We start from the raw sequence: 24,195 nt of genomic DNA on the forward strand, positions 1-24,195 counted from the left end.
TGATGGGCAGGTAATAAGGAAATCTGACAATGGAAACGTTAACTGCCCTGAAAGCGGCGCACATGGTGGCAACGGTTGTACTGCTGGCTTGTGCGCTGGGGCTGGGAGTCTGGGTTTTGCTTGCGCGGCGCAAGGGGGACGCGACGGCGGGAAGCCTTACCTTGCAACGGCCGCGTGTATTTGTCTGGCTGTTGATGGGGCTGGCGCTACTGAGTATGCCGTTCACCGGCTGGTGGATGGTGCACCTGGTGGGCTGGCCGCTGGGGCAGACCTGGTTGCTGGCTTCCAGCGTGCTGTACACCGTGGCGGCGCTGGCATGGTTCTGGTTGCTGGTGCGGCTGAACAAGCTGCGCAAGACGCCGGGCGGCGTGGGGAAATTCACCTTTGCCTTGGCGTTGTTCAGTTTTGCCTGCTTTATCGCCATTGCCGGGTTGATGGGCGCCAAACCTGTGTAGGAGCGAGCTTGCTCGCGATGGACGTTAACGAAAACGCGGGGCACCTGACTTCCCGCAGTGCCCTTGAGTTTTTCGCGAGCAAGCTCGCTCCTACAGTTGTGTAATCAGTCGCGCAGACTGATTACCGGCCAACCCCGCTTCTCGGCCTCGGCCCGCAGGTTCGGGTCCGGATCAACAGCCACCGGGTTGGTCACCTGCTCCAGCAGCGGCAAATCATTCATCGAGTCGCTATAGAAGTAGCTGTCTTCCAGCGTAAACCCGGTTTCTTCCAGCCAGCGATTCAGGCGCGTCACCTTGCCTTCGCGGAAGCACGGCACATCGGTGCTGCGCCCGGTGTAGCGGCCGTCGAGCATTTCGCATTCGGTGGCGATCAGGGTTTCGACGCCCAGGCGCTCGGCAATCGGCCCGGTGACGAATCGGTTGGTGGCGGTGATGATCACCAGTTTGTCGCCGGCGGCGCGGTGCTTGGCCAGCAACTCGATGGCCTTGGGCAGCATGATCGGTTCGATGCAGTCGCGCATGTAGTCGCTGTGCCACTGATCCAGCGTGGCCATTTCGGTGCGGCCGAGGACTTCCAGGCAGAAGTTCAGGTAAGCAGCGTTATCCAGCTTGCCGGCCAGGTAATCCTGGTAGAACGCATCGTTGCGAGCCTTGTAGGCGACGGCGTCGAGGAAGCCGCGCTCGCACAGGTAATCGCCCCAGGCGTGATCGCTGTCACCGCCCAGAAGGGTGTTGTCCAAATCGAATAAAGCCAGGCGCATTGCAGTTACCCGCTGAAAAGTCAGTAAAAAGGCGACAAGAATACGGTCTTTTCACAAGAGTGCACATAAGGTAGGAAGCTTCGTTGCCGCCTTCACAACCTTTGTGGAACAATGCGACGACATGCGTTTGCGAGGTTGTAGCCGTGATCGACCCCGATGGTTTTCGCCCCAATGTCGGGATCATTCTGACGAATGACGCCGGCCAGGTGCTATGGGCTCGCCGAATCAATCAAGATGCCTGGCAGTTTCCGCAGGGGGGAATCAACCCCGAAGAGACGCCGGAAGACGCCTTGTACCGCGAGCTGAACGAGGAAGTGGGCCTGGAGCGCGAAGATGTTGAAATTCTCGCCTGCACCCGGGGCTGGTTGCGCTATCGTTTGCCGCAACGTCTGGTACGTACCCACAGCCAACCGCTGTGCATCGGCCAGAAACAGAAATGGTTTCTCCTGCGCCTGATCTCCAACGAGCAGCGGGTGCGGATGGATTTGACCGGTAAACCGGAATTCGATGGCTGGCGCTGGGTCAGCTATTGGTATCCGTTGGGCCAGGTGGTGACATTCAAGCGCGAGGTGTATCGACGCGCTCTCAAAGAGCTTGCCCCGCGCCTTTTAGCGCGCGACTGACGACGGAGTTCGACCCCGAGCCATGCTCAATACGCTGCGCAAGATCGTCCAGGAAGTTAACTCCGCCAAGGATCTCAAGGCGGCGTTGGGGATTATTGTGTTGCGCGTCAAAGAGGCCATGGGCAGCCAGGTCTGCTCGGTCTACCTGCTTGATCCGGAGACCAACCGTTTCGTGCTGATGGCCACCGAGGGCTTGAACAAGCGCTCGATCGGCAAGGTCAGCATGGCACCCAACGAAGGTCTGGTTGGCCTGGTCGGTACGCGCGAAGAACCCCTGAACCTCGAAAACGCTGCGGACCACCCGCGCTACCGCTACTTCGCCGAGACCGGTGAAGAACGCTTCGCCTCGTTCCTCGGGGCGCCGATCATTCACCACCGCCGCGTTGTCGGCGTGTTGGTCATCCAGCAAAAAGAACGTCGCCAGTTCGATGAAGGTGAAGAAGCCTTCCTCGTGACCATGAGCGCGCAGCTCGCCGGTGTTATCGCCCACGCCGAAGCCACCGGTTCGATCCGTGGCCTCGGTCGCCAGGGCAAAGGCATCCAGGAAGCCAAGTTCGTCGGCGTGCCGGGTTCGCCGGGTGCGGCAGTCGGTACGGCGGTGGTCATGCTGCCCCCGGCCGATCTGGACGTGGTGCCGGACAAGGCCATTGCTGACATCGACGCCGAGCTCAAGCTGTTCAAGACCGCCATCGAAGGCGTACGCGCCGACATGCGCGCGTTGTCTGCCAAGCTCGCCACGCAGTTGCGCCCGGAAGAACGGGCCCTGTTCGACGTCTACCTGATGATGCTCGACGATGCCGCGCTGGGCAGCGAAGTCACCACCGTGATCAAGACCGGCCAGTGGGCCCAGGGCGCGTTGCGCCAGGTGGTCACCGATCACGTCAACCGTTTCGAATTGATGGACGACGCCTACCTGCGCGAGCGTGCCTCGGACGTCAAGGACCTCGGTCGACGCCTGCTGGCTTACTTGCAGGAAGAGCGTCAGCAAACCCTGGTCTACCCCGACAACACCATTCTGGTCAGCGAAGAACTGACGCCGGCGATGCTCGGCGAGGTGCCGGAAGGCAAGCTGGCCGGCCTGGTATCGGTACTCGGCTCCGGCAACTCCCACGTCGCCATCCTTGCCCGCGCCATGGGCATCCCGACGGTGATGGGCCTGGTCGACCTGCCGTACTCCAAGGTCGACGGCATCCAGATGATCGTCGACGGCTACCACGGCGAGGTCTACACCAACCCGAGCGACGTGCTGCGCAAGCAGTTCGCCGAGGTGGTCGAGGAAGAGAAACAACTGGCCCTCGGGCTGGATGCGCTGCGCGATCTGCCGTGCGTGACGGTCGATGGCCACCGCATGCCGCTTTGGGTCAACACCGGCCTGCTGGCGGATGTGGCGCGGGCGCAGAAGCGCGGTGCCGAAGGCGTTGGCCTGTACCGCACCGAAGTGCCGTTCATGATCAACCAGCGTTTCCCGAGTGAAAAGGAACAGCTGGCGATCTACCGCGAGCAACTGTCCGCATTCCACCCGCAACCGGTGACCATGCGAACCCTGGACATCGGGGGCGACAAATCGCTGTCGTACTTCCCGATCAAGGAAGACAACCCATTCCTCGGCTGGCGCGGCATTCGCGTCACCCTTGATCACCCGGAAATTTTCCTGGTGCAGACCCGCGCCATGCTCAAGGCCAGCGAAGGCCTGAACAACCTGCGCATCCTGCTGCCGATGATTTCCGGCACCCACGAGCTGGAGGAAGCCCTGCACCTGATCCACCGTGCCTGGGGCGAAGTGCGTGACGAGGGCTGCGACGTACCGATGCCGCCGGTTGGCGTGATGATCGAGATTCCGGCGGCGGTGTATCAAACCAAGGAACTGGCGCGGCAGGTCGATTTCCTGTCGGTCGGCTCCAACGACCTGACCCAGTACCTGTTGGCCGTGGATCGCAACAACCCACGGGTGGCCGATCTTTACGACTACCTGCACCCAGCGGTGCTGCAAGCCCTGCAGAATGTGGTGCGCGATGCCCATGCCGAAGGCAAGCCGGTGAGCATCTGCGGCGAAATGGCCGGTGACCCGGCGGCGGCGGTGCTGTTGATGGCGATGGGTTTTGACAGCCTGTCGATGAACGCCACCAACCTGCCGAAAGTGAAGTGGATGCTGCGCCAGATCAACCTGAGCAAGGCCAAGGAGTTGCTGGCCGAGCTGATGACCATCGACAATCCGCAGGTTATTCACAGCTCGCTGCAATTGGCGCTGAAGAACCTCGGGCTGGCTCGGATGATCAATCCGGCTTCGGTCAAGACGCTCTGAGTCTGTACCGGCCTCTTCGCGAGCAAGCCCGCTCCCACATTTGGAATGCATTCTCCCGTGGGAGCGGGCTTGCTCGCGAAAGGGCTCGCATAGACAACGCAAAACTAAAGCCTGATCTCCACTTCCCCAAGATGCCCACCAAACGGCCCGAAGCTCCTTTCGACCATATGCCGCGCCCCATCCGCCTGCACAATCAACGCCGTACTCGCCCGCGTTCCATAACTCTGGCTGGCAATGAACACACTCGACAACAACGTCTCGGTGGCCAGCCCCACTCCGGTATCCGGCAACTCGGCAAACGGCGCGGTCTGCGCATCGCTCAATAACGCCAACAGCGCCTGAGGCCGCGGCTCATCCAGCACCTCGTTCAATGCAGCCTTGGCCTTGAGCAATTTCGGCCACGGCGTGTCCAGCCCGGCGTTGGATAATCCATAGACCCCCGGGGCCAGCATCACCGCTTCCGATTCCCGTTGATTGAAGTGCCAGAGCTCATTGGCATTGCCGACCAGCAGATTAAAGCCGCCATATTCCATCGATCGGGTGACAACGTCGGCTAAATAGTCGTCTATTGGAATTTCCCCGGTGAGAAACCGCGCGACCAGATCCCCTCGAGACTTGCGCCCTGGCGGGCGATGGGGATCGCGGATGTTGGTCAGCGCCGCAAAACGGCCGTTGGCACCGACACCGAGCCAGGTGCCACCCGCCTCGAGGTCGCGCCCCGCATGGACGTGGGGCGCTTCGGGCCATGGTGCCAGAGGCAGGCTGGGGCGGGCGTAGAACTCATCGCGATTGGCCGCCACGACCAGCGGCCGGGCATGACCCGGGCGCCAGGCAAAAACAATCAGGCACATAAGGCTGTCCTTGTGTGTTTTTTGCCCACTCTACGCAGACATCGCTCATCGATCCATCGCCTTGCACAGTGGAGCTTGAGGCCATGCATCCGTTACCATGCCGCTCCGGTTTTGGGGATGCGGGCGGGATAACCATGGAATTTCTGCTCTATCTGGCGCTCGGCGCCTTTGCAGGTGTGCTCGCCGGGCTGTTTGGCGTGGGTGGCGGGATCATCATCGTCCCGGTGCTGGTGTTCAGCTTCAAGGCCCAAGGGTTCGATCCGTCGATTCTCACGCACCTGGCAGTGGGAACGTCCCTGGCGACGATCATCTTTACCTCGGTCAACGCGGTACGTGAGCATCACCGCCGTGGCGCCGTGCGTTGGCCGATCTTCATGTGGATGACCGTCGGCATTCTGATCGGTGCCGGGTTCGGCGCGCTGACGGCAGAAGCGATTTCCGGCCCCAACCTGCAGAAGCTCATTGGTGTGTTCGCCCTGGTGATCGCCGCGCAGCTGGCGCTGGAGGTCAAGCCCAAGGCCAGCCGAACCGTGCCGGGCAAACTCGGTCTGACCGTGGCCGGCAGCGTGATTGGCTGGGCTTCGGCGATTTTCGGCATTGGCGGCGGTTCGTTGACCGTGCCATTCCTGACCTGGCGCAGCGTGCCGATGCAGCAAGCGGTGGCCACTTCATCGGCCTGCGGTCTGCCGATTGCCCTGGCCAGCGCATTAAGTTTCATGATTCTGGGCTGGCACGATCCGTTGCTCCCGGCCCATAGTCTCGGCTTCATTTATTTGCCGGCGTTGCTGGGCATTGCCCTGACCAGCATGGTTTTCGCCCGTTTGGGTGCGCGATTGGCCCACAGGTTGTCGCCGAAGTTGCTGAAACGGCTGTTTGCCGCTTTGCTGTTCTGCGTCGGTCTGAACTTTCTAGTCTGAAGCATCTGCTCTGACGGGCAGCGCAATCCTGGCTTAATCCTGAGGTGGCAGCGTCGCCCGGGAATTTTTAAGATTTGAACTCTAACGAGGAGTCGCAATGCTGCCTTACCCGCAGATCGACCCGGTGGCCCTGGCCATCGGTCCGCTGAAAATCCACTGGTACGGCCTGATGTACCTGATCGGCATCGGCGGCGCCTGGCTGCTGGCGTCCCGCCGGTTGAACCGTTTCGACCCGACCTGGACCAAGGAGAAACTCTCCGACATGGTGTTCTGGATGTCGATGGGGGTGATCGTCGGCGGGCGACTGGGTTATGTGCTGTTCTACGATCTGAGTGCTTATCTGGCCAACCCGACGCTGATTTTCGAAGTGTGGAAGGGCGGCATGTCGTTCCACGGTGGTTTCATCGGCGTGATGCTGGCGGCGTTGTGGTTCGGTAAAAAGAACAACAAGTCGTTCTTCCAGCTGATGGACTTCGTTGCGCCGATGGTGCCGATTGGCCTGGGTGCCGGGCGTATCGGCAACTTCATCAACGCCGAGCTGTGGGGCAAGCCGACCGACGTACCGTGGGCGATGATCTTCCCGCCGTTCAGCGACCCGGCGCAGTTGCCGCGTCACCCGTCGCAGCTCTACCAGTTCGCCCTCGAAGGCGTGGCGCTGTTCCTGATCCTCTGGCTGTTCTCGCGCAAGCCGCGGCCGACCATGGCGGTCTCGGGGATGTTCGCGCTGTTCTACGGCATCTTCCGTTTCATCGTGGAATTCGTCCGCGTACCGGACGCGCAACTGGGCTATCTGGCCTGGAACTGGCTGACCATGGGCCAGGTGCTGTGCGTGCCGATGATCCTCGGCGGTCTGTTCCTGATCTGGCTGGCGTATCACCGCGCTCCGGCGGCTCCAGCGGCAGCTGTATAAAATTCGAACCCCGCAGCGATGGCTGCGGGTTCAAGGACACAGGTAATTCATGAAGCAATATCTCGAACTGGTCGCCCACGTCATCAAGAACGGCACCAAACAGGCCAACCGTACCGGCGTGAACACCATCAGCTTTCCCGGTGCGATGCTGCGTTATGACCTGAAGGAAGGTTTCCCGGCGATCACCACGCGCAAGATGGCGTTCAAGTCGGCCATCGGCGAAATGTGCGGATTCCTGCGTGGCGTGAACAACGCTGCCGAATTCCGCGCCCTGGGCTGCAAGGTCTGGGACCAGAACGCCAACGAAAACGCCCAGTGGCTGGCCAACCCGTTCCGCCAGGGCGAAGACGACCTCGGCGAAATCTACGGCGTGCAATGGCGCAAATGGCCGGCGTACAAGCAGATCCCGCTGAGCAACCCGGCTGCTATCGAGCAGACCCTGAAGCAAGGCTATCGCCAGATCGCCGAAGGCGAGGAGGATGGTCAGGCCTACGTGGTGCTGTACAAGGCCATCGACCAGGTCCGCCAGTGCGTCGATACCATCATCAAGGACCCGGGCAGCCGGCGCATCCTGTTCCACGGCTGGAACTGCGCCCAGCTCGATGAAATGGCCCTGCCGCCGTGCCACCTGCTGTACCAGTTCCACCCGAATGTCGAGACCAAGGAGATCTCTCTGACCCTCTACATCCGCTCCAACGACCTGGGCCTGGGCACGCCGTTCAACCTCACCGAAGGCGCGGCGCTGCTGAGCCTGATCGGACGCCTGACCGGCTACACGCCGCGCTGGTTCACCTATTTCATCGGTGATGCCCACGTCTACGAAAACCACCTGGACATGCTCAACGAACAGCTCAAGCGCGAGCCGTTCCCGATGCCGAAACTGGTGATTTCCGAGCGTGTGCCGGAGTTTGCCAAGACTGGCGTGTATCAGCCGGAATGGCTGGAGCTGGTGGAGCCGGGCGATTTCTCCCTGGAAGGCTACGAGCACCACGCACCGATGACCGCGCCGATGGCGGTCTGAAGCCTCACGCTGCCCCCCTGTAGGAGCGAGCTTGCTCGCGATGGACGTGAACGATGACGCGTATAGTCTGAAAAAATGCATCGTCCTTGAGTTCATCGCGAGCAAGCTCGCTCCTACAGAGGGTCGGTGGTGTTTTTAGTGGCCGTGACTACGGCCCACATGTGAATGCTCCACCTCCGGCGCCACAACCCCGCCACTCACTTCCAACCGCTGCAAAATCCCGCATTGATCGACTCCCGGCCCTTCGCCACAGCGTTGGCGCAGGTCGAGCAGTTGTGCCTGCAAGGCCAGCAAGCCGTCGATCCGCGCCTTTACATGGTGGATGTGCTCGTCGATCAGTGCGTTGACGCTTTCGCACTGGTCCTGCGGACTGTCGCGAAACGCCAGCAGGCTGCGGATTTCCTCGAGCGTCATGTCCAGGGTGCGACAGTTGCGGATGAAGGTCAGGCGCTCGGCGTGGGCCTGGGTGTAGACGCGGTAATTGCCGTCACTGCGGGCTGGTTCCGGCAGAAGGTTCTCGCGCTCGTAGTAGCGGATCGTTTCCACGGCACAGTCCGTGAGCTTCGCCAACTCTCCAATCTTCATGACGACAATCTCCAAATCTCCAAAATGGGTGCTTGACCCTATAGTGGCTACAGGGTCTTTACTTGGCAACAGGCACTCTTATGGACGCAACCAATGAGCGATTCCCTGCATTCCCACAAACCCGGGGCTGAACACGAGCACAGCCACAAGCTCAAACCCGTGCAAAAGCATGGCCACGGCGGTCACGGCGATTCCTGCTGTTCATCCAGTGCGACGGCGCCAGCGATAGTAATGCTGAGCGAAGCGCCGACGAACGGGGCCAGACTGAGCAACTTTCGCATTGAAGCGATGGACTGCCCGACCGAGCAGACGCTGATCCAGAATAAGCTAAGCAAGATGACCGGTGTGCAGCAGCTTGAGTTCAATCTGATTAATCGGGTACTCGGCGTGACCCACGATTTGCCCGGTATCGAGCCGATCGTCGAGGCCATACAGTCCTTGGGCATGCATGCCGAGCCGCTGGATCAGGGCGCGAAAACGCCGGCGTCGAAGCCGGAGCCCCGGAAAAAGCCATGGTGGCCCCTGGCGGTGTCCGGCATTGGTGCATTGCTGGCAGAAGTTATCCACTTCACCGGTTCCGCGCCGAACTGGGTGGTGGCGGTCATTGCGCTGGTCTCGATTCTCAGCGGTGGTCTCGGCACTTACAAAAAAGGCTGGATCGCCCTTAAAAACCGCAACCTGAACATCAATGCGCTGATGAGCATTGCCGTGACCGGCGCGGTGCTGATCGGCCAGTGGCCGGAAGCGGCCATGGTGATGTTCCTGTTCACCGTGGCCGAGTTGATCGAAGCCCGGTCCCTGGACCGCGCGCGCAATGCCATCGGCGGCCTGATGCAGATGACCCCGGACACGGCAACGGTGTTGCAGGCTGACGGGAGCTGGCTTGAGCAGGATGTCAAAACCATTGGGCTCGGCGCGCGGGTACGGATCCGTCCCGGTGAGCGCATCGGCCTGGACGGCGAAGTGCTGTCCGGTCGCTCGACCATCGATCAGGCGCCCATCACCGGTGAAAGCCTGCCGGTGGAGAAAACCGTTGGCGACAAAGTCTTCGCCGGCACCATCAATCAGGCCGGCTCACTGGAGTACGCGGTGACTGCGGCGGCGGATAACTCGACCCTGGCGCGCATCATCCACGCCGTCGAGCAGGCCCAGGGAGCGCGGGCGCCGACCCAGCGTTTTGTCGACAGCTTCTCGAAAATCTACACCCCGGCGGTGTTCGTCCTGGCCCTGGCCGTGGCGGTGATTCCACCGTTGTTCATGGGCGCGTTGTGGTTCGACTGGATCTACCGGGCGCTGGTGCTGCTGGTGGTGGCCTGCCCATGTGCACTGGTGATTTCCACGCCGGTGACCATCGTCAGCGGCCTCGCGGCAGCAGCGCGCAAAGGCATTCTGGTCAAGGGTGGCGTCTATCTGGAGGGCGGTTACAAGCTTGACGCCCTGGCCCTGGACAAGACCGGCACCATCACCCATGGCAAACCGGTGCAGACCGATTACCTGTCGCTGGACCCGACCGCCGACGAGTTGGCACCGGCCATTGCCGCCGCGCTGGCCGGGCGCTCGGATCACCCGGTTTCCCTGGCCATCGCCAAAGCGGCTGTGGATAAGCAAATCGAGCCACTGGTTGTGGATAACTTTGAAGCGCTGGGTGGGCGTGGTGTGCGCGGCGAGATCAACGGCCAGCTCTATCATCTGGGTAACCATCGTCTGGTGGAGGATCTGGGGCTGTGCTCGCCAGCGCTGGAAGAGAAACTGTTCGCCCTGGAAAAACAGGGCAAGTCGGTGGTGCTGCTGCTTGATTCGTCCGGCCCGTTGGCGCTGTTCGCCGTCGCCGATACGGTAAAAGAGTCCAGCCGTGAAGCCATCCGGCAACTGCATGAGCTTGGCATCAAAACCTTGATGCTCACCGGCGATAACGTCCACACCGCGCAAGCCATTGCTGAGCAGGTCGGCATCGACGAGGCCAGGGGCGACCTGTTGCCGAGTGACAAATTGCAGGCTATCGAGGCCCTTTATGCCCAAGGGCGCCGGGTCGGCATGGTCGGTGACGGCATCAACGACGCCCCGGCCCTGGCGCGTTCCGAGATCGGTTTCGCCATGGCCGCCGCCGGCACCGATACTGCCATCGAGACCGCCGATGTCGCCTTGATGGACGACGATCTGCGCAAGATTCCGGCATTTATTCGCCTGTCGCGGCAGACATCGAGCATCCTCAAGCAGAACATTGCCCTGGCATTGATCATCAAGGCGATCTTTCTTGGGGTAACCTTCGCCGGGGTCGCTACCATGTGGATGGCAGTGTTCGCCGACATGGGCGTGAGTCTGCTGGTGGTGTTCAACGGTTTGCGCCTGCTGCGCAAATAAAGGATGAGGGACGGTTGTGCTGAGTGCCGAGCTGAAGGCGTTTTACATGGTGGCCCGCCTGGGCAGTATTACCCAGGCTGCAAAAAAGCTCGGCCTGAGCCAACCGACGGTGACGACGCAGATTCGCAACCTCGAAAGTCAGTATTCGGTTGAGCTGTTCTACCGTGGCGGCAGGCGTCTCAGTGTCAGCGAGGAGGGCGCGCGGCTGTTGCCGATGGTCAAGGCGCTGATGCAACAGGAAGCCGACATCGAGTTTTTCCTGCGTAACTGCGGCCAGGTCCAGGGCACATTGCGCATTGCCGCCACGGCGCCGTATTACATCCTCGACCTGGTGAAGACTTTCCGCGAGCGACTGCCGCAGGTTGAGGTTTCGGTGGAAATCGGCAACTCCCAGCAGGTGCTCGAAGCGCTGGAGGATTACCGGGTCGATGTCGCCGCATCGTCGCAACTGCTCGACGACGCGCGGCTGATTCGCCGGGTACTCGGCAGCGATCCGCTGGTGCTGGCGGTGCATCGCAATCATCCGCTGGCGGTGCGCGATCACGTGCCGCTCGACGCCTTGGCCGGACATACCCTGCTGATGCGCGAACCGGGCTCGACCACCCGGCGCTTGACCGAAGAGTTGCTGGCCAGCGCCGGAGTGGGTTTCGGACCGCTGCTGGAGATCGGCAGTCGTGAATCGATCCGCGAAGCCGTGCTGCGCAACATCGGCATCAGCATCATTGCCCGTCAGGAAGTGCCTCATGATCCGCAGCTGCGGGTACTGACTATCGAGAATGCGCCACAGATTCCCGAGTACCTGTACTGCCTCAAGGAGCGCAAAGGCGCGCGACTGCCGGCGGCGTTTTTGGGGTTGGCGCAGGAAATGGCCCCGGCTTGAGATTTGTGGTGCCTGTCCTGGCCTCTTCGCGCAAGCCCGCTCCCACAGGGGACCGCGATCAATTGTGGGAGCGGGCTTGCTCGCGAAGGCGCCAGATCAAACAACACAGGGCTTGAAGGCTTAACCAAAAATCCCGAATACCACTATCGGCAGTTTTTGCCTTACTGCCACATGACGGACTCATTACAACTCTAGGATGGCCCCATCTGCTAGATGAGGTCCGTCCATGAACAACTCGATCGCAACTGCCCTGACCAACCCCGGCGCACCGATGAAGGTGCGCGGCGTACAGAAGCGTTTTGGCGCCTTCACGGCGCTGGACAACGTTTCCCTCGATGTTGCTGCCGGTGAGCTGGTGTGTCTGCTCGGCCCGTCGGGCTGTGGCAAAACCACCTTGCTGCGCTGCATTGCCGGCCTGGAGAAGCAGGACAGCGGCGAGTTATACCTCGGTGATCGCAACGTTTCCCACCTGGCGCCCCAGGCGCGGGACTACGGCATTCTGTTCCAGTCCTACGCGTTGTTTCCCAACCTCACCGTCGAAGCGAACATTGCCTACGGCCTCGCCGGCAATGGCCGCGACCAGATTCGCCAACGTGTCGGTCAGATGCTGGAACTGGTCGGCCTGAGCGGCAGCGAGAAAAAATACCCCGGCCAGTTGTCCGGCGGCCAGCAACAGCGCGTCGCCCTGGCTCGCGCCCTGGCCCCGGCGCCTTCGTTGTTGCTGCTCGACGAGCCGATGTCGGCCCTCGATGCCCGGGTACGCGAGCATCTGTGCACCGAGTTGCGCCAACTGCAGCGCAACCTTGGCATCACCACTCTGATGGTTACCCACAATCAGGACGAGGCCATGCTGATGGCCGACCGCATTGCCGTGATGAACAACGGCAAGGTCGAGCAATACGCCACCCCGCAGGAAATCTACAACCGCCCGGCCACGCCATTCGTGGCTGAGTTCGTCGGCCAGGGTAACTGGCTACCGTTCCAGCGCAGCAGCGACAGTCACGCCCAGGTCGGCGGGATGAACATGCGTCTGGCCGATGGAAGTGCCAAGACAGCTTCCGGCCGTTTGTTCTGCCGTCCGGAAGCGATCAACGTCAACCCACTGGTGCACGAGGAAAACCTGTTCCCGGCCAAGGTTCGCGAGATCACCTTCCTCGGCAACCGCTGCCGCATGAGTTTTGAACTCGATCAATTGCCGGGCCACGCACTGTTGGCGGAACTGGCGCCGGAAGCCATGCCGCGCCTTGGCGCCCAGCAGATCATGGTCGCCTTGCCGCCGCGCAGCCTGCAGGTGTTTGCCTGATGAGCGCGAACATCGCGCTGCCACTGCCGCAAAAGCAGGTTCGGCAGATATCCCGTGCCGAGATCGGTGACCGGCTGTTCGTGGTCGGCGGCAAGGTCCTGCTGCTGGTGTTGCTCGGCGTCGCCGTGTTGATGCCGTTGCTGGCGATCTTCTGGCGTGGTTTCAGCGCCGAGGCCGGGCAGGGCGGTGGTTGGCTCGCCGCGAAGGAATTGGTAACCAGCGAAAACTTTCACTGGTTGCTGGGTAATAGCTTGAAGGTTTCCCTCAGCGTCGCGGCCATCGTCGTACCGCTGGCCTATCTGTTTGCCTACGCCCTGCAGCGCACCTTGATTCCGGCTAAAGGCATCTGGCGTGGCATCTCGTTACTGCCGTTGATGGCGCCGTCGATGCTGCCCGGCATCGCACTGGTTTACCTGTTCGGCAACCAGGGCATGTTGCGTGGCCTGCTCTCGGACAACATCTACGGCTTCTGGGGCATTGTGCTCGGCGAGGTCATCTACACCTTTCCGCATGCCCTGATGATCCTGCTGTCAGCCTTGTCCCTGGCCGATGCGCGGCTGTTCGACGCTGCTTCCAGCATGGGCGCCAGCCCGGCGAAAGCCTTCCGCAGCATCACCTGGCCGGCGACCCGTCAGGCGGTGTTCGCTGCGTTCTGCCTGGTGTTCACCCTGACCATCACCGACTTTGGTGTGCCGGTGGTGGTCGGTGGCGACTATCAAGTGCTGGCGCTCGAGGCCTACAAGGCTGTGGTGGGTCAGCAGCAATTTGGTCGCGGTGCGTTGATCGGCATGGTGTTGCTGTTACCCGCGCTGTTCAGCTTCGGTGTCGATGCCTGGTTGCGTCGACGTCATGGTGACTCCATGAGCGGCCGCGCCCAGGTATTCAAGCCTGCACCCTCGAAGCTGCGCGACGGTTGCTACCTGGTCATCGTTCTGTTGATCAGCGCCGCGTTGCTGCTGGTGTTCGGCATGGCGGTGTTCTCGTCCCTGGTGAAGTTCTGGCCGTACAACCTGTCGCTGTCGCTCAATCATTACCAGTTCAACGAAACCGCCGGCGGTGGCTGGCTGGCCTATGGCAACAGCCTGAAGATGGCCTTGGGCACGGCGTTGATCGGCAGCCTGCTGATCTTCACCGGCGCCTACCTGATGGAAAAAACCCAAGGCCAGCGCGGCTTGAACCTGACCTTGCGCATGCTCAGCTTCGTGCCGATGGCGGTGCCGGGCCTGGTGCTGGGGTTGGGTTACGTCTTCTTCTTCAACCTCACCGGCAACCCGCTGCATGTGCTCTACGGCACCATGACGCTGCTGATCGTCTGCACCATTGCGCACTATCTGACCACCGCGCAAATGACCGCCACCACCGCGCTGCGCCAACTCGATGCCGAGTTCGAAGCCGCCGCGCTGTCGCTCAAGGCGCCGCTGTACCGCCATTACCTGCGCGTCACCGTGCCGATCTGCCTGCCGGCGCTGCTGGACATCGTGCGCTACCTGTTCGTCTCGGCCATGACCACCGTCTCGGCGGCGATCTTCCTCTACAGCCCCGACACCATCCTCGCGGCGGTGGCGGTGCTGAACATGGACGACGCCGGCAACGTCGGCGGTGCGGCAGCGATGTCGACCCTGATCCTGATTACCTCGGCGGGCGTTTCCCTGCTGCTGGCCTGGGCTTCGCGCGGTTTGCTGCGCCGCTCACAAGCCTGGCGGCAGACCGCGCCCGGTCATTGAATCTGCACAACCCCTCAACTCAAAAAACAGGAAAAGATCATGTTCAAGCCTATGGCCCTGGCCGCTGCTGTCCTCACCGCTTTCAGCCTGAACGCCTTTGCGGCGAAAACCGAGTTGACGGTGTACACCGCCCTCGAAGCCGAGCAACTGAAGACCTACAAAGAGGCTTTCGAGAAGGCCAACCCGGACGTCGAAATCAAGTGGGTACGCGATTCCACCGGCATCATCACCGCCAAACTGCTGGCCGAAAAAGAACGCCCGCAGGCTGATGCCGTGTGGGGCCTGGCGGCTTCCAGCCTGGCGATCCTCGATCAGCAAGGCATGCTGCAAAGCTACGCGCCGAAGGACCTGGGCAAGATCGGCGGTAACTACCGCGACGCCGCCAACCCGCCAGCCTGGGTCGGCATGGACGTCTGGGCCGCGACCATCTGCTTCAACACCGTCGAAGCCGAGAAGCAGGGCCTGACCAAGCCGGTGAGTTGGCAAGACCTGACCAAGCCTGAGTACAAAGGCAAGATCGTCATGCCCAACCCGGCCTCGTCCGGCACCGGTTTCCTCGACGTCAGCGCCTGGTTGCAGACCTTCGGCGAGAAGCAGGGCTGGGCGTACATGGACGGCCTGCACCAGAACATCGGCCAGTACGTTCACTCCGGCTCCAAGCCTTGCAAACTGGCGGCGGCTGGCGAATTCCCGATCGGTATTTCCTTCGAATACCCGGCCGTTCAGCTGAAACGCCAGGGCGCACCGCTGGACATCATCCTGCCGAAGGAAGGCCTGGGTTGGGAGATCGAAGCGACCGCCGTGATCAAGGGCACTGCCCACGAAGAAGCGGCGAAGAAACTGGCTGATTTCTCCGCCAGCCCTGAGGCGATGGAACTGTACAAAGAAAACTTCGCCGTACTCGCCCAGCCTGGCATCGCCAAGCCGCAAACCGAATTGCCGGCCGACTACGAACAGCGCCTGATCAAGAACGACTTCGCCTGGGCTTCGAAGAACCGCGACGAGATCCTGACCGAATGGCGCAAGCGCTATGACGGCAAGTCCGAGAAAGTCGTCGCCAAGTAAAATCTATATCGACTGAGAGGGCCTCTTCGCGAGCAAGCCCGCTCCCACATTGGAACGCATTCCCCTGTGGGAGCGGGCTTGCTCGCGAAGGCAGTTCCACATTCAGGACAAGACTCCATGACACAACACAACGACATGCTGATCGTCGGCGCCGGCATCCTGGGCCTGTCCCACGCGTATGCAGCCGCCAAACGCGGTCTCAAGGTCACGGTTTTCGAGCGCAGCGCAACACCTGTCGGCGCTTCGGTGCGCAACTTCGGCCAGGCACTGGTCACCGGCCAACCACCGGGACCGATGCTGGAACTGGCCCGTGCCAGTCGCGGAATCTGGGGCGATTGGGCGCAGCTTGCCGGCCTGCAACTCAAGCGCAATGGCTCGTACCTGTTCGCCCGCACCGAAGCGCAAGAGCACCTGCTCGAAGCTTTCTGCGACGGCCGCGCGGTGGAGCACGGTTATCGCGTCGACCTGTTGCGCGGTGCCGCCTTGCGCGATTTGTACGGCGGGCAGTTCCGCCATCACCGCGCGGCATTGCACGGCATGGACGACCAGCAGCTGTATTCGCGCGAAGCGATTCCGGCGTTGATCGACTTCCTGCGCCGCGACCTGGGCGTCAAGTTTCACTTCTCTACCCTGGTCCGCGATATCGAGCCGGGCCGCCTGCACAGCACCGCCGGCAGCTTCAATGCCGAGCAGATCATCGTCTGTTCCGGCCACGATTATCAGACCTTGCTGGCCGAGCAGATCGCCGAACTCGATCCGCAAATCTGCCGCCTGCAAATGCTCCGTGCGCGACCGCAGATCAATCTGAACCTGCAACATGCCTTGCTCACCGGATTGAGTTGCGTGCACTACGGCGCCTTCGCTGATTTGCCGGAAGCTGCAGCGGTACAGGCCGAGATTCTGCGGGACGCGCCACACCTGCATGAAAACGGCATCCACTTGCTGATCAGCCCGACGCCCCATGGCGAGTTGATCATTGGCGATTCCCACCACTACGGCAGCGATCCTTCGCCCTTCAATGCCGAGCAGGTCGACGACTGGATGATCGAGCTGGCCGAGCAGACCTTGGGCTGCAAGGTGCAAGTGGTCGAACGCTGGCAGGGCGTCTATGGTTCACGGGGGCCGGGACCGTTCTCGTTCCTGCGCCCGGCAGAAGGCCTGAGCGTGGCGTTGATGCACACCGGTGTCGGCATGAGCGTCGGGCCGGCGATGGCTGAGCGCAACGTTGCCACCGTATTGGAGGAAATCTGATGCAGCGTGAAGAGCAAGTGATTGCCGAGGTGTTCGGTTTGTACGAGCGCTTTGGCGATAGCGACTACATCGGCGAGCCGGTGTCGCAGATCGAGCACATGTCCCAGGCGGCGCAATTGGCCATGGCCGAAGGCTTCGACGATGAAGTGGTGCTTGCGGCGTTTTTCCACGACATCGGGCATATTTGCGCCGAAAGCGCGGAGAACATGGGCGGCTTCGGCGTGGTCAGCCATGAACGCCTCGGCGCCGACTACCTGCGTCGCGCCGGCTTCAGCGAGCGCATGGCGCGGCTGGTTGAATACCACGTGCAGGCCAAGCGTTATCTGACGCTGAAAGAGCCGGGGTACTACGAGCGCTTGAGTGAAGCCAGTCGCCGAACCCTGGAGTATCAGGGTGGGGTGATGACGGCTGAAGAGGCTGAGGCGTTCGAGCAGGATCCTTTGTGTGCCGTGAGTCTGCGCATGCGTCAGTGGGATGAACTGGCGAAAGAGATGCATGTGCCGGTGATTGATCTGGCGGTGTTGAAGGACAAGGCGTGGCGCCTGTTGGCTGCGTAAACCTTTGAACCGAGGCGCTGCCTTCGCGAGCAAGCCCGCTCCCACATTGGATCTGTGATTGACACAAATCCCCTGTGGGAGCGGGCTTTCTCGCGAAGAGGCCGGTCGCCTCAACACCATTGCCAAGGACTAAAGCTGCTGCGCCAACACCTCAACCTGCTCCTGCCGCTCCGCCTGATTCAACTTTGGATGAGGATTGAGCGACGACCATTGCGGATGCGCCCGAGCCTTGTGCAAAGCCTCGGGAAGTTTGCCTTCGCGCCAGCTCTTGTCCTGGGGCGTGGCCACCTGAATGCTGTCCATCGCCGCGTGCCCACGGGCATTGAGCGCTTGCAGCAATTGCCGTTGGCGCAGCGCCAACAGGCGCAGCACATTGTCATCCACCGTCAGTTCGCGCTGGCCCCTGATCTTGCCCAGCAAACGGCTGCCATAACTGCGTGCGGTTTGCAGGGCGCCGCCAGCGATGGCGCCGGCCAGTGCGGCGGCGCCGAGGGTAATGCCACCCACCAGCAAATCGACCCCGGCCCCGGCCGCCGCGCCGGCAGCGATTCCGCCACCGACGCGCACGCCCAGTTGCTTGAGGGTTTCCGGGTTGAACAGGTCATCGCCCCAACGACCGTCGAGCAGCGGCAAATCACTGGCCGCGGCATCCTGTGGGCGGAAGGCGTAGAGCTTGAGCAGGGCCTCGACGCAACGCTGCTCACGCTGGCGCACGGCTTTGCGCAGTTCACTGATCGACTGTTGTTCCTGATCGGCTTCACTGACCACGCTGCGCCGGCAGGCCGCGCAATCGATCAGCAATTCGGCAATCAATCGCTCTGCGCTTTGTTGACGAGCCAGACGCTGGGCTTGCTGATCGGCGATCAGGCGCTCCAGTTGCGGCCGCGCGGTTTCCAGTAGCAGGGCGAGACTTTCATACAGTCGGCGTTCGCCATCCTCTGGCGGCGCGACGCTATCGAAGCGCACCAGGGCATGCAGGCCCAGCCGTGCCAGCGCTTCACGCCAGGCCGGTTCGCGGTGGTTGGCGCTGCTGACGAAATTCAGCACTGGCAGCAAGGGTTTGCCGCAACTGGCCAACACTTCCAGTTCGTCGCGATACTTGGCCAGCACCGGCTCACGGGCGTCGATCACATAGAGACCGGCATCCGATGCCAGCAACTGGCGCAGCACCTTGGCCTCCTGTTCGAAGCGTTGCCGGGCTTCGCTGCCATCGAGGAAACGCGCCAGCCGTGCCGGGCCGTCGAGGCGCTCGCCGGGCCGTTCCAGACGTTCGAGATAATCGAGCAGGGCGATGGCGTCTTCCAGGCCCGGGGTGTCGTAGAGATCGAGCAGCGGCTCGCCGTCCACCGACAACCGTGCGCCCTCGACATGCCGTGTGGTGCTGGGGCGATGGGACACTTCACCGAAGCCGACGTCGCGGGTCAGGGTGCGCAGCAACGAGGTCTTGCCGACATTGGTGTGGCCGACCACGGCGAGTTTCAGAGGCTGCTTGCGGGTGTCAGTCATGGCCCGTCTCCAGCCAGTTCATCGGTGCGCAATCGGCAAACGGTAGCTCAAGCTGTTGCAGCGCCACATGCCAGTCGCCCAGGCGCTCGGCGTCCAGTGCTTCACCGGGCGGTGCCTGCAACAACCACACGCGGGTGGCGCTGGCGCTGCGGGCCAGTTCGGCAATCAGGGCCAGGCTGCCGCGATCCGGCGAGCGCTGTGGATCGCAGGCGATGGCCAGGCGCGCCGGGGGAAAGCGGCTCAGTTGTTCGAGGAGTTTGTGCCGCGATTCGCGACTGTCGAGGATGCCGGCGTTGCTGACGTTTTTCGGCAATTGCGGCGGCCACGGGCGCTGGTCATCCAGCTCGATGGCAACCAACAGCGCGCCGTCGCTTTGCTGTTCACTGACACCGCTTTCCACGCGATGCAATTGCGCCGGTGCCGCATCGCTGACGCCGAGGCGCTCACTGGTAGGCATCAAGCGCTCGCGCAATTGCGCGTAACCGGGCAGGTTCAAGTCCAGGCGCAGGGCGATTTGCCCCGCTTTCCAGCGCCACAGGCAAAACAGTGCGAGCAGCAGGCGCGGCAATACGCCGTAGACCAGCAGCACCCCCACCAGCCACGCGGCCCAGGCCTGCCGGGCGCTTTCAATGTTCAGTGCAGCATCACCACTGGCGCGGATCATCTCCTCGGTCGGCACGCTGAAGCCGAGCAGAGCCGGTAGCGCGCCAAGGGCCTGGGTGACGGCAATAAAGGTGTCGGCACTGAGGATCGTGGTTTCCCAGACGAAGCCGTAGCGTCGGGTCGCCATCAGTGTCAGCAGAATCACCAAGGCACTGAGCATCGCCAGCAACCACAAGCCGTTGACCAGCACGCCGATGGCCCAGCGATTGAGTTTCTGGCGTTGCAGCAACAGGAGCAAGGCAGGGGCCAGTTGCGCGGCTTTGGCGTCCCGGGCGAGCTTTTCACTGAGCCATAGCCACAGGCGCCCGAGGCTGGCGCCATGTTCACCGGCAAACATCAGGCCCAGTGCCCAGCTCAGCAGCAGGATCAGATTGAGCCCGAGCAGGCTGCCCAAGGCCCAGAACACGTTCACCGGGTGCAGGCCATCGCCCATTGCCGCGAAGGCCAGGCCGGCGCCGCTGATCACGGCCAGCACCGCCATAACGATCAGTGCCAGGCGTGCGCCTTGCAGCCAGTGCTTGAGGGCCGCAGCCAGGCCATCGCGTTCAGCCAGCCACAAGGCCCGGCGTTGAATGCGCGACGGCAAATCGCCGCCCGCGCTGCGGGCCAGTCGGTTGGCTTCAAGGTCTTCCAGGGGACCTGCGTGTTCTTCGCGCAGTCGAATGGTTTCTGTCAGCCAGAGGGTATTGAGTTCAGTCACGCGGCATCCCGTCGCTTAATTGAGCTGTGAGCATAACCGCTGTGGCGCTTATCGGCGAAAGCCCGGCTCTGCTATCCTCGCCGGCATGACTAAATCACTCCCCCTCAGCCTGATCGCAGCCCTCGGTGAAAACCGCGTGATCGGCGTCGACAACAGCATGCCCTGGCACCTGCCGGGGGACTTCAAATACTTCAAGGCCACCACCCTCGGCAAGCCGATCATCATGGGGCGCAAGACCTGGGATTCCCTCGGTCGGCCGTTGCCGGGCCGCTTGAACATCGTGGTCAGCCGTCAGGCAGATCTGCTGCTCGAAGGCGCGGAGGTTTATCCATCGCTGGAAGCTGCCGTTATTCGCGCTGAAGAATGGGCGAAGGAACAGGGCGTCGATGAGCTGATGCTGATTGGCGGTGCGCAGTTGTATGCGCAAGGAATGGCGCAGGCCGATCGCTTGTACCTGACCCGCGTGGCGCTGAGCCCGGAAGGGGATGCGTGGTTTCCGGAGTTTGATTTGAACCAGTGGAAACTGGTTTCGAATGTTCCGAATCCGGCGGAAGGCGATAAGCCGGCATACAGCTTCGAAGTCTGGGAAAAAGCTTAAAAGCTTCGCGAGCAAGCCCGCTCCCACATTGGATCTGTGATCGACACAAATCCCCTGTGGGAGCGGGCTTGCTCGCGAAGAGGCCGGCTCAGTCGCTGAAAGACTTAAGCGTGAGCCAACTCCGAATGCTCATCCGAATCCAGCAGCGCCTTATCAGTCTGCTGCATCACCTGACTGGTAATCGCCCCCGCCGTCATCGAACCACTGACGTTCAACGCCGTACGCCCCATATCAATCAGCGGCTCGACCGAAATCAGCAACGCCACCAGTGACACCGGCAAACCCATCGCCGGCAGCACGATCAGCGCGGCAAAGGTCGCGCCGCCACCGACCCCGGCCACACCGGCCGAACTCAGCGTGACAATCGCCACCAGCGTCGCAATCCACAGCGGGTCCAGCGGGTTGATGCCCACGGTCGGCGCCACCATCACCGCCAGCATCGCCGGGTACAGACCGGCACAGCCATTCTGGCCGATGGTCGCACCGAACGAAGCGGCGAAACTGGCGATGGACTGCGGGATGCCCAGGCGACTGGTCTGCGCTTCGATGCTCAACGGAATCGTCGCGGCGCTGGAGCGGCTGGTGAAGGCAAACGTCAACACCGGCCAGATCTTGCGGAAGAAGCGCAGTGGGTTGATCCCGGCGGCCGACACCAGCACGCCATGCACCACGAACATCAGACCGAGGCCGATGTACGACACCACCACGAAACTGCCGAGCTTGATGATGTCTTGCAGGTTCGAACCGGCAACCACTTTGGTCATCAGCGCCAGCACGCCGTACGGGGTCAGCTTCATCACCAGGCGTACCAGACGCATCACCCAGGCTTGCAGGGTGTCGATGGCGTTGATCACTTTCTGACCTTTCTCGGCATCATCCTTGAGCAGTTGCAGCGCGGCGACACCCAGGAACGCGGCGAAAATCACCACGCTGATGATCGACGTCGGCTTGGCTCGCGCCAGGTCGGCGAACGGGTTTTGCGGAATGAACGACAGCAACAACTGCGGCACATTCAGGTCGGCGACCTTGCCGGCGTAGTCGGTCTGGATGGTTTGCAGGCGCGCCATTTCCTGGGTGCCGGCCACCAGGCCTTCGGCGGTCAGGCCGAACAGGTTGGTCAGGCCGATGCCGATCAGCGCCGCGATGGCCGTGGTGAATAGCAGCGTGCCAATGGTCAGGAAGCTGATCTTACCCAAGGACGAGGCGTTATGCAGGCGCGCCACGGCGCTGAGGATCGAGGCAAATACCAGCGGGATCACGATCATTTGCAGCAGTTGCACATAACCGTTGCCCACCAGATCGAACCAGCCGATCGAGGCTTTCAATACCGGGTTGCCGGCACCATAGACAGTGTGCAACGCCACACCGAACGCCACGCCCAGCACCAGAGCGAGCAGGACTTTTTTCGCCAGGCTCCATGTGGTGTGGCGGGTTTGCGCCAAGCCGAAGAGCAGGGCGAGGAACACCAGCAGATTGAGGATCAGCGGCAGATTCATGAGAACTCCGAGTGAGACTTGTGCCAGCCACCTTCCGGGGCAGCTGCGAACCGGCAAGCCTAACAGCTTGAAAACTAATGAATTAATATCAAAAACGTATGGTGACTGTCGTTTTTGGAATAAGCGGGTGTCGCTGTCAGAAATGCAACTGACGCGAAAGGGACGTGGGCGGTCGCTGACAGACGAGGACTGTCACACTTATTTGTTAGCGTCGATGTCTTTCATTCAGGGAGATATGCACATGAAGTTCGCACCGAAATTTCTGGCTGCAGCAATTTGCCTCGGCCTTGCCGGCCAGGTTCTCGCAACGGATCTGAAACACTGGCCGGCCGATCAGGCCAAGGCGCTGGACGCGATGATCGCCGCCAACGCCAACAAGGGCAACTACGCGGTGTTCGACATGGACAACACCAGTTATCGTTACGACCTCGAAGAGTCGTTGCTGCCGTTCATGGAGAACAAAGGCCTGATCACCCGCGACAAGCTCGATCCCTCCCTGAAGCTGATGCCGTTCAAAGACACTGCCGATCACAAGGAAAGCCTGTTCAGCTACTACTACCGCCTCTGCGAAGTCGACGACATGGTCTGCTACCCATGGGTCGCCCAGGTGTTCTCTGGCTTTACGCTCAAGGAACTCAAGGGCTATGTTGACGAAATGATGGCGTCCGGCAAACCGGTACCGGCCACTTATTACGAAGGCGATGTGGTCAAGAAACTCGACGTCAACCCGCCGAAAATCTTCACCGGCCAGCAAGAGCTGTACAACAAACTGATGGAGAACGGCATCGAGGTCTACGTGATGACCGCCGCCTCCGAAGAACTGGTGCGCATGGTCGCGGCCGATCCGAAGTACGGCTACAACGTCAAACCGCAGAACGTGATCGGCGTGTCGCTGCTGCTCAAGGATCAAAAAACCGGCGAATTGACCACCGCGCGCAAGCAGATCACCGCCGGCAAATATGACGAGAAGGCCAACCTCGGCCTGGAACTGACCCCGTACCTGTGGACCCCGGCGACCTGGATGGCCGGCAAACAAGCGGCGATCCTGACCTACATCGACGAGTGGAAAAAACCGGTACTGGTCGGCGGCGATACCCCGACCAGTGACGGCTACATGCTGTTCCACAGTGTTGACGTGGCCAAGGGCGGCATCCACCTGTGGGTCAACCGCAAGGACAAGTACATGACCCAGATCCAGGGCATGATGGCCAAGAACGCCGCAGCCCAGGCCAAGGAAGGGCTCACCGTGACTGCCGACAAGAACTGGGTGATCGTCAAGCCTGAAGAAATCCAGTAAGACCGGGTAGCTACTGTAGGAGCGAGCTTGCTCGCGATGGTCGTTAACGATGGCGCGTGCTTTCTGATTTAGCGCGGTGTCTTTGCGTTCATCGCGAGCAAGCTCGCTCCTACAAAGTTCTCGGGTGAAACACAGACCGTGTGAACACCGAAGATCCCCTGTGGGAGCGGGCTTGCGCGGGTAGAAACCGGAGACATCCTTTACGTTTTAAACCGGAGACATCGTTTACAGGTATGAAATATGGTCAGGAGGTGCCTGACCATGCCCTGGAATCGAGAGTCCCCAATGGATCAACGAATCAAACTCATAGGCGACTGGCTGCAAGGCAGCTCCTCCAAAAGCGAGCTGGCCCGTCACTACGGGCTCAGC

The 24,195-nt window shown here is 61.6% G+C and carries 21 protein-coding genes and 1 pseudogene; 16 read left to right on the forward strand and 6 right to left on the reverse strand.

What is annotated here, in order from left to right; all coding sequences use genetic code 11:
* Positions 1 to 29 precede the first annotated feature (29 nt).
* A complete protein-coding gene (locus KGA88_RS05570) occupies positions 30 to 455 on the forward strand; it encodes a DUF2269 domain-containing protein (protein ID WP_110661645.1) in 426 nt (141 codons plus the stop codon).
* Between the two features lie 104 nt (positions 456 to 559).
* Here KGA88_RS05570 and KGA88_RS05580 read toward each other — a convergent pair whose 3' ends face one another.
* Entirely contained in the window at positions 560 to 1,216 is a 657-nt protein-coding gene (locus KGA88_RS05580; protein ID WP_223589484.1) for an HAD family hydrolase, read from the reverse strand.
* 143 nt (positions 1,217 to 1,359) lie between these two features.
* On the opposite strand from KGA88_RS05580, the gene KGA88_RS05585 reads away from it, so the two are divergent.
* Both KGA88_RS05585 and ptsP read left to right on the forward strand, forming a co-directional pair.
* A complete protein-coding gene (locus tag KGA88_RS05585) occupies positions 1,360 to 1,839 on the forward strand; it encodes an RNA pyrophosphohydrolase (RefSeq protein ID WP_003229203.1) in 480 nt (159 codons plus the stop codon).
* Between the two features lie 22 nt (positions 1,840 to 1,861).
* The gene (gene ptsP, locus KGA88_RS05590; protein WP_110661640.1) at positions 1,862 to 4,141 is read left to right on the forward strand and encodes a phosphoenolpyruvate--protein phosphotransferase; all 2,280 of its coding nucleotides are present in this window, start codon (positions 1,862 to 1,864) and stop codon (positions 4,139 to 4,141) included.
* A 104-nt stretch (positions 4,142 to 4,245) separates the two neighbouring features.
* Here the strand turns inward: ptsP and KGA88_RS05595 are convergent, their stop codons facing one another.
* A complete protein-coding gene (locus KGA88_RS05595; RefSeq protein WP_223589487.1) occupies positions 4,246 to 4,992 on the reverse strand; it encodes an NRDE family protein in 747 nt (248 codons plus the stop codon).
* A gap of 134 nt (positions 4,993 to 5,126) precedes the next feature.
* Here KGA88_RS05595 and KGA88_RS05600 point away from each other — a divergent pair, with 134 nt between their 5' ends.
* The 3 genes from KGA88_RS05600 (at position 5,127) to KGA88_RS05610 (ending at position 7,840) form a co-directional block, all read left to right on the forward strand.
* On the forward strand, positions 5,127 to 5,909 hold the full coding sequence (locus KGA88_RS05600; RefSeq protein WP_110660212.1) for a sulfite exporter TauE/SafE family protein: 783 nt from the start codon (positions 5,127 to 5,129) through the stop codon (positions 5,907 to 5,909).
* Positions 5,910 to 6,006: 97 nt separating this feature from the next.
* Complete coding sequence (gene lgt / locus KGA88_RS05605) at positions 6,007 to 6,819, forward strand: prolipoprotein diacylglyceryl transferase (protein ID WP_110660213.1); 813 nt, start codon at positions 6,007 to 6,009, stop codon at positions 6,817 to 6,819.
* 49 nt (positions 6,820 to 6,868) lie between these two features.
* Positions 6,869 to 7,840 carry a thymidylate synthase gene (locus KGA88_RS05610; RefSeq protein ID WP_223589490.1) on the forward strand — a complete coding sequence of 324 codons (972 nt, stop codon included), beginning with the start codon at positions 6,869 to 6,871 and terminating at the stop codon, positions 7,838 to 7,840.
* A gap of 135 nt (positions 7,841 to 7,975) precedes the next feature.
* Here the strand turns inward: KGA88_RS05610 and cadR are convergent, their stop codons facing one another.
* Positions 7,976 to 8,425: a Cd(II)/Pb(II)-responsive transcriptional regulator gene (gene cadR, locus KGA88_RS05615; protein WP_110660215.1), complete on the reverse strand. Its 450-nt coding sequence runs from the start codon at positions 8,423 to 8,425 to the stop codon at positions 7,976 to 7,978.
* Between the two features lie 93 nt (positions 8,426 to 8,518).
* Here cadR and KGA88_RS05620 point away from each other — a divergent pair, with 93 nt between their 5' ends.
* From KGA88_RS05620 to KGA88_RS05650, 7 genes are all read left to right on the forward strand, one after another.
* A complete protein-coding gene (locus KGA88_RS05620) occupies positions 8,519 to 10,786 on the forward strand; it encodes a heavy metal translocating P-type ATPase (protein ID WP_223589492.1) in 2,268 nt (755 codons plus the stop codon).
* 16 nt (positions 10,787 to 10,802) lie between these two features.
* On the forward strand, positions 10,803 to 11,666 hold the full coding sequence (locus tag KGA88_RS05625) for a LysR family transcriptional regulator (RefSeq protein ID WP_223589494.1): 864 nt from the start codon (positions 10,803 to 10,805) through the stop codon (positions 11,664 to 11,666).
* Between the two features lie 226 nt (positions 11,667 to 11,892).
* Positions 11,893 to 12,969: a putative 2-aminoethylphosphonate ABC transporter ATP-binding protein gene (locus tag KGA88_RS05630; RefSeq protein WP_223589497.1), complete on the forward strand. Its 1,077-nt coding sequence runs from the start codon at positions 11,893 to 11,895 to the stop codon at positions 12,967 to 12,969.
* On the forward strand, positions 12,969 to 14,693 hold the full coding sequence (locus KGA88_RS05635) for a putative 2-aminoethylphosphonate ABC transporter permease subunit (RefSeq protein ID WP_223589499.1): 1,725 nt from the start codon (positions 12,969 to 12,971) through the stop codon (positions 14,691 to 14,693). Before KGA88_RS05630 ends, KGA88_RS05635 begins: the two co-directional genes overlap by 1 nt.
* 39 nt (positions 14,694 to 14,732) lie before the next feature.
* Entirely contained in the window at positions 14,733 to 15,758 is a 1,026-nt protein-coding gene (locus KGA88_RS05640; protein ID WP_223589501.1) for a putative 2-aminoethylphosphonate ABC transporter substrate-binding protein, read from the forward strand.
* Positions 15,759 to 15,875: 117 nt separating this feature from the next.
* Positions 15,876 to 17,009, forward strand: a complete 1,134-nt coding sequence (locus KGA88_RS05645; protein WP_223589503.1) for a TIGR03364 family FAD-dependent oxidoreductase — start codon at positions 15,876 to 15,878, stop codon at positions 17,007 to 17,009.
* Positions 17,009 to 17,566 carry a phosphonate degradation HD-domain oxygenase gene (locus KGA88_RS05650; protein ID WP_223589505.1) on the forward strand — a complete coding sequence of 186 codons (558 nt, stop codon included), beginning with the start codon at positions 17,009 to 17,011 and terminating at the stop codon, positions 17,564 to 17,566. The genes KGA88_RS05645 and KGA88_RS05650 overlap by 1 nt, the downstream gene beginning before the upstream one ends.
* Positions 17,567 to 17,695: 129 nt before the next feature.
* On the opposite strand, the gene KGA88_RS05655 is transcribed toward KGA88_RS05650, so the two are convergent.
* Together KGA88_RS05655 and KGA88_RS05660 are read right to left on the reverse strand one after the other, a co-directional pair.
* Positions 17,696 to 19,072 (reverse strand): GTPase/DUF3482 domain-containing protein, encoded by a 1,377-nt coding sequence (locus tag KGA88_RS05655; protein WP_223589507.1) that lies wholly within the window; start codon positions 19,070 to 19,072, stop codon positions 17,696 to 17,698.
* Positions 19,065 to 20,435 carry a DUF2868 domain-containing protein gene (locus tag KGA88_RS05660; protein ID WP_223589509.1) on the reverse strand — a complete coding sequence of 457 codons (1,371 nt, stop codon included), beginning with the start codon at positions 20,433 to 20,435 and terminating at the stop codon, positions 19,065 to 19,067. Before KGA88_RS05660 ends, KGA88_RS05655 begins: the two co-directional genes overlap by 8 nt.
* Before the next feature lie 85 nt (positions 20,436 to 20,520).
* Between KGA88_RS05660 and KGA88_RS05665 the strand changes: the two genes are divergently transcribed.
* Positions 20,521 to 21,033, forward strand: coding sequence for a dihydrofolate reductase (locus KGA88_RS05665; protein ID WP_110660889.1), 513 nt, complete (start codon positions 20,521 to 20,523; stop codon positions 21,031 to 21,033).
* A gap of 104 nt (positions 21,034 to 21,137) precedes the next feature.
* Here the strand turns inward: KGA88_RS05665 and KGA88_RS05670 are convergent, their stop codons facing one another.
* Positions 21,138 to 22,529, reverse strand: coding sequence for an L-cystine transporter (locus tag KGA88_RS05670; RefSeq protein ID WP_223589511.1), 1,392 nt, complete (start codon positions 22,527 to 22,529; stop codon positions 21,138 to 21,140).
* 241 nt (positions 22,530 to 22,770) lie between these two features.
* On the opposite strand from KGA88_RS05670, the gene KGA88_RS05675 reads away from it, so the two are divergent.
* A complete protein-coding gene (locus tag KGA88_RS05675) occupies positions 22,771 to 23,826 on the forward strand; it encodes a haloacid dehalogenase-like hydrolase (protein ID WP_110660891.1) in 1,056 nt (351 codons plus the stop codon).
* Positions 23,827 to 24,087: 261 nt separating this feature from the next.
* Positions 24,088 to 24,195: pseudogene (locus tag KGA88_RS31720) on the forward strand (IS481 family transposase); the annotation flags it as partial.

The organism is Pseudomonas sp. A-R-19 (assembly GCF_019956575.1).
In the GTDB taxonomy this organism is placed as follows: domain Bacteria; phylum Pseudomonadota; class Gammaproteobacteria; order Pseudomonadales; family Pseudomonadaceae; genus Aquipseudomonas.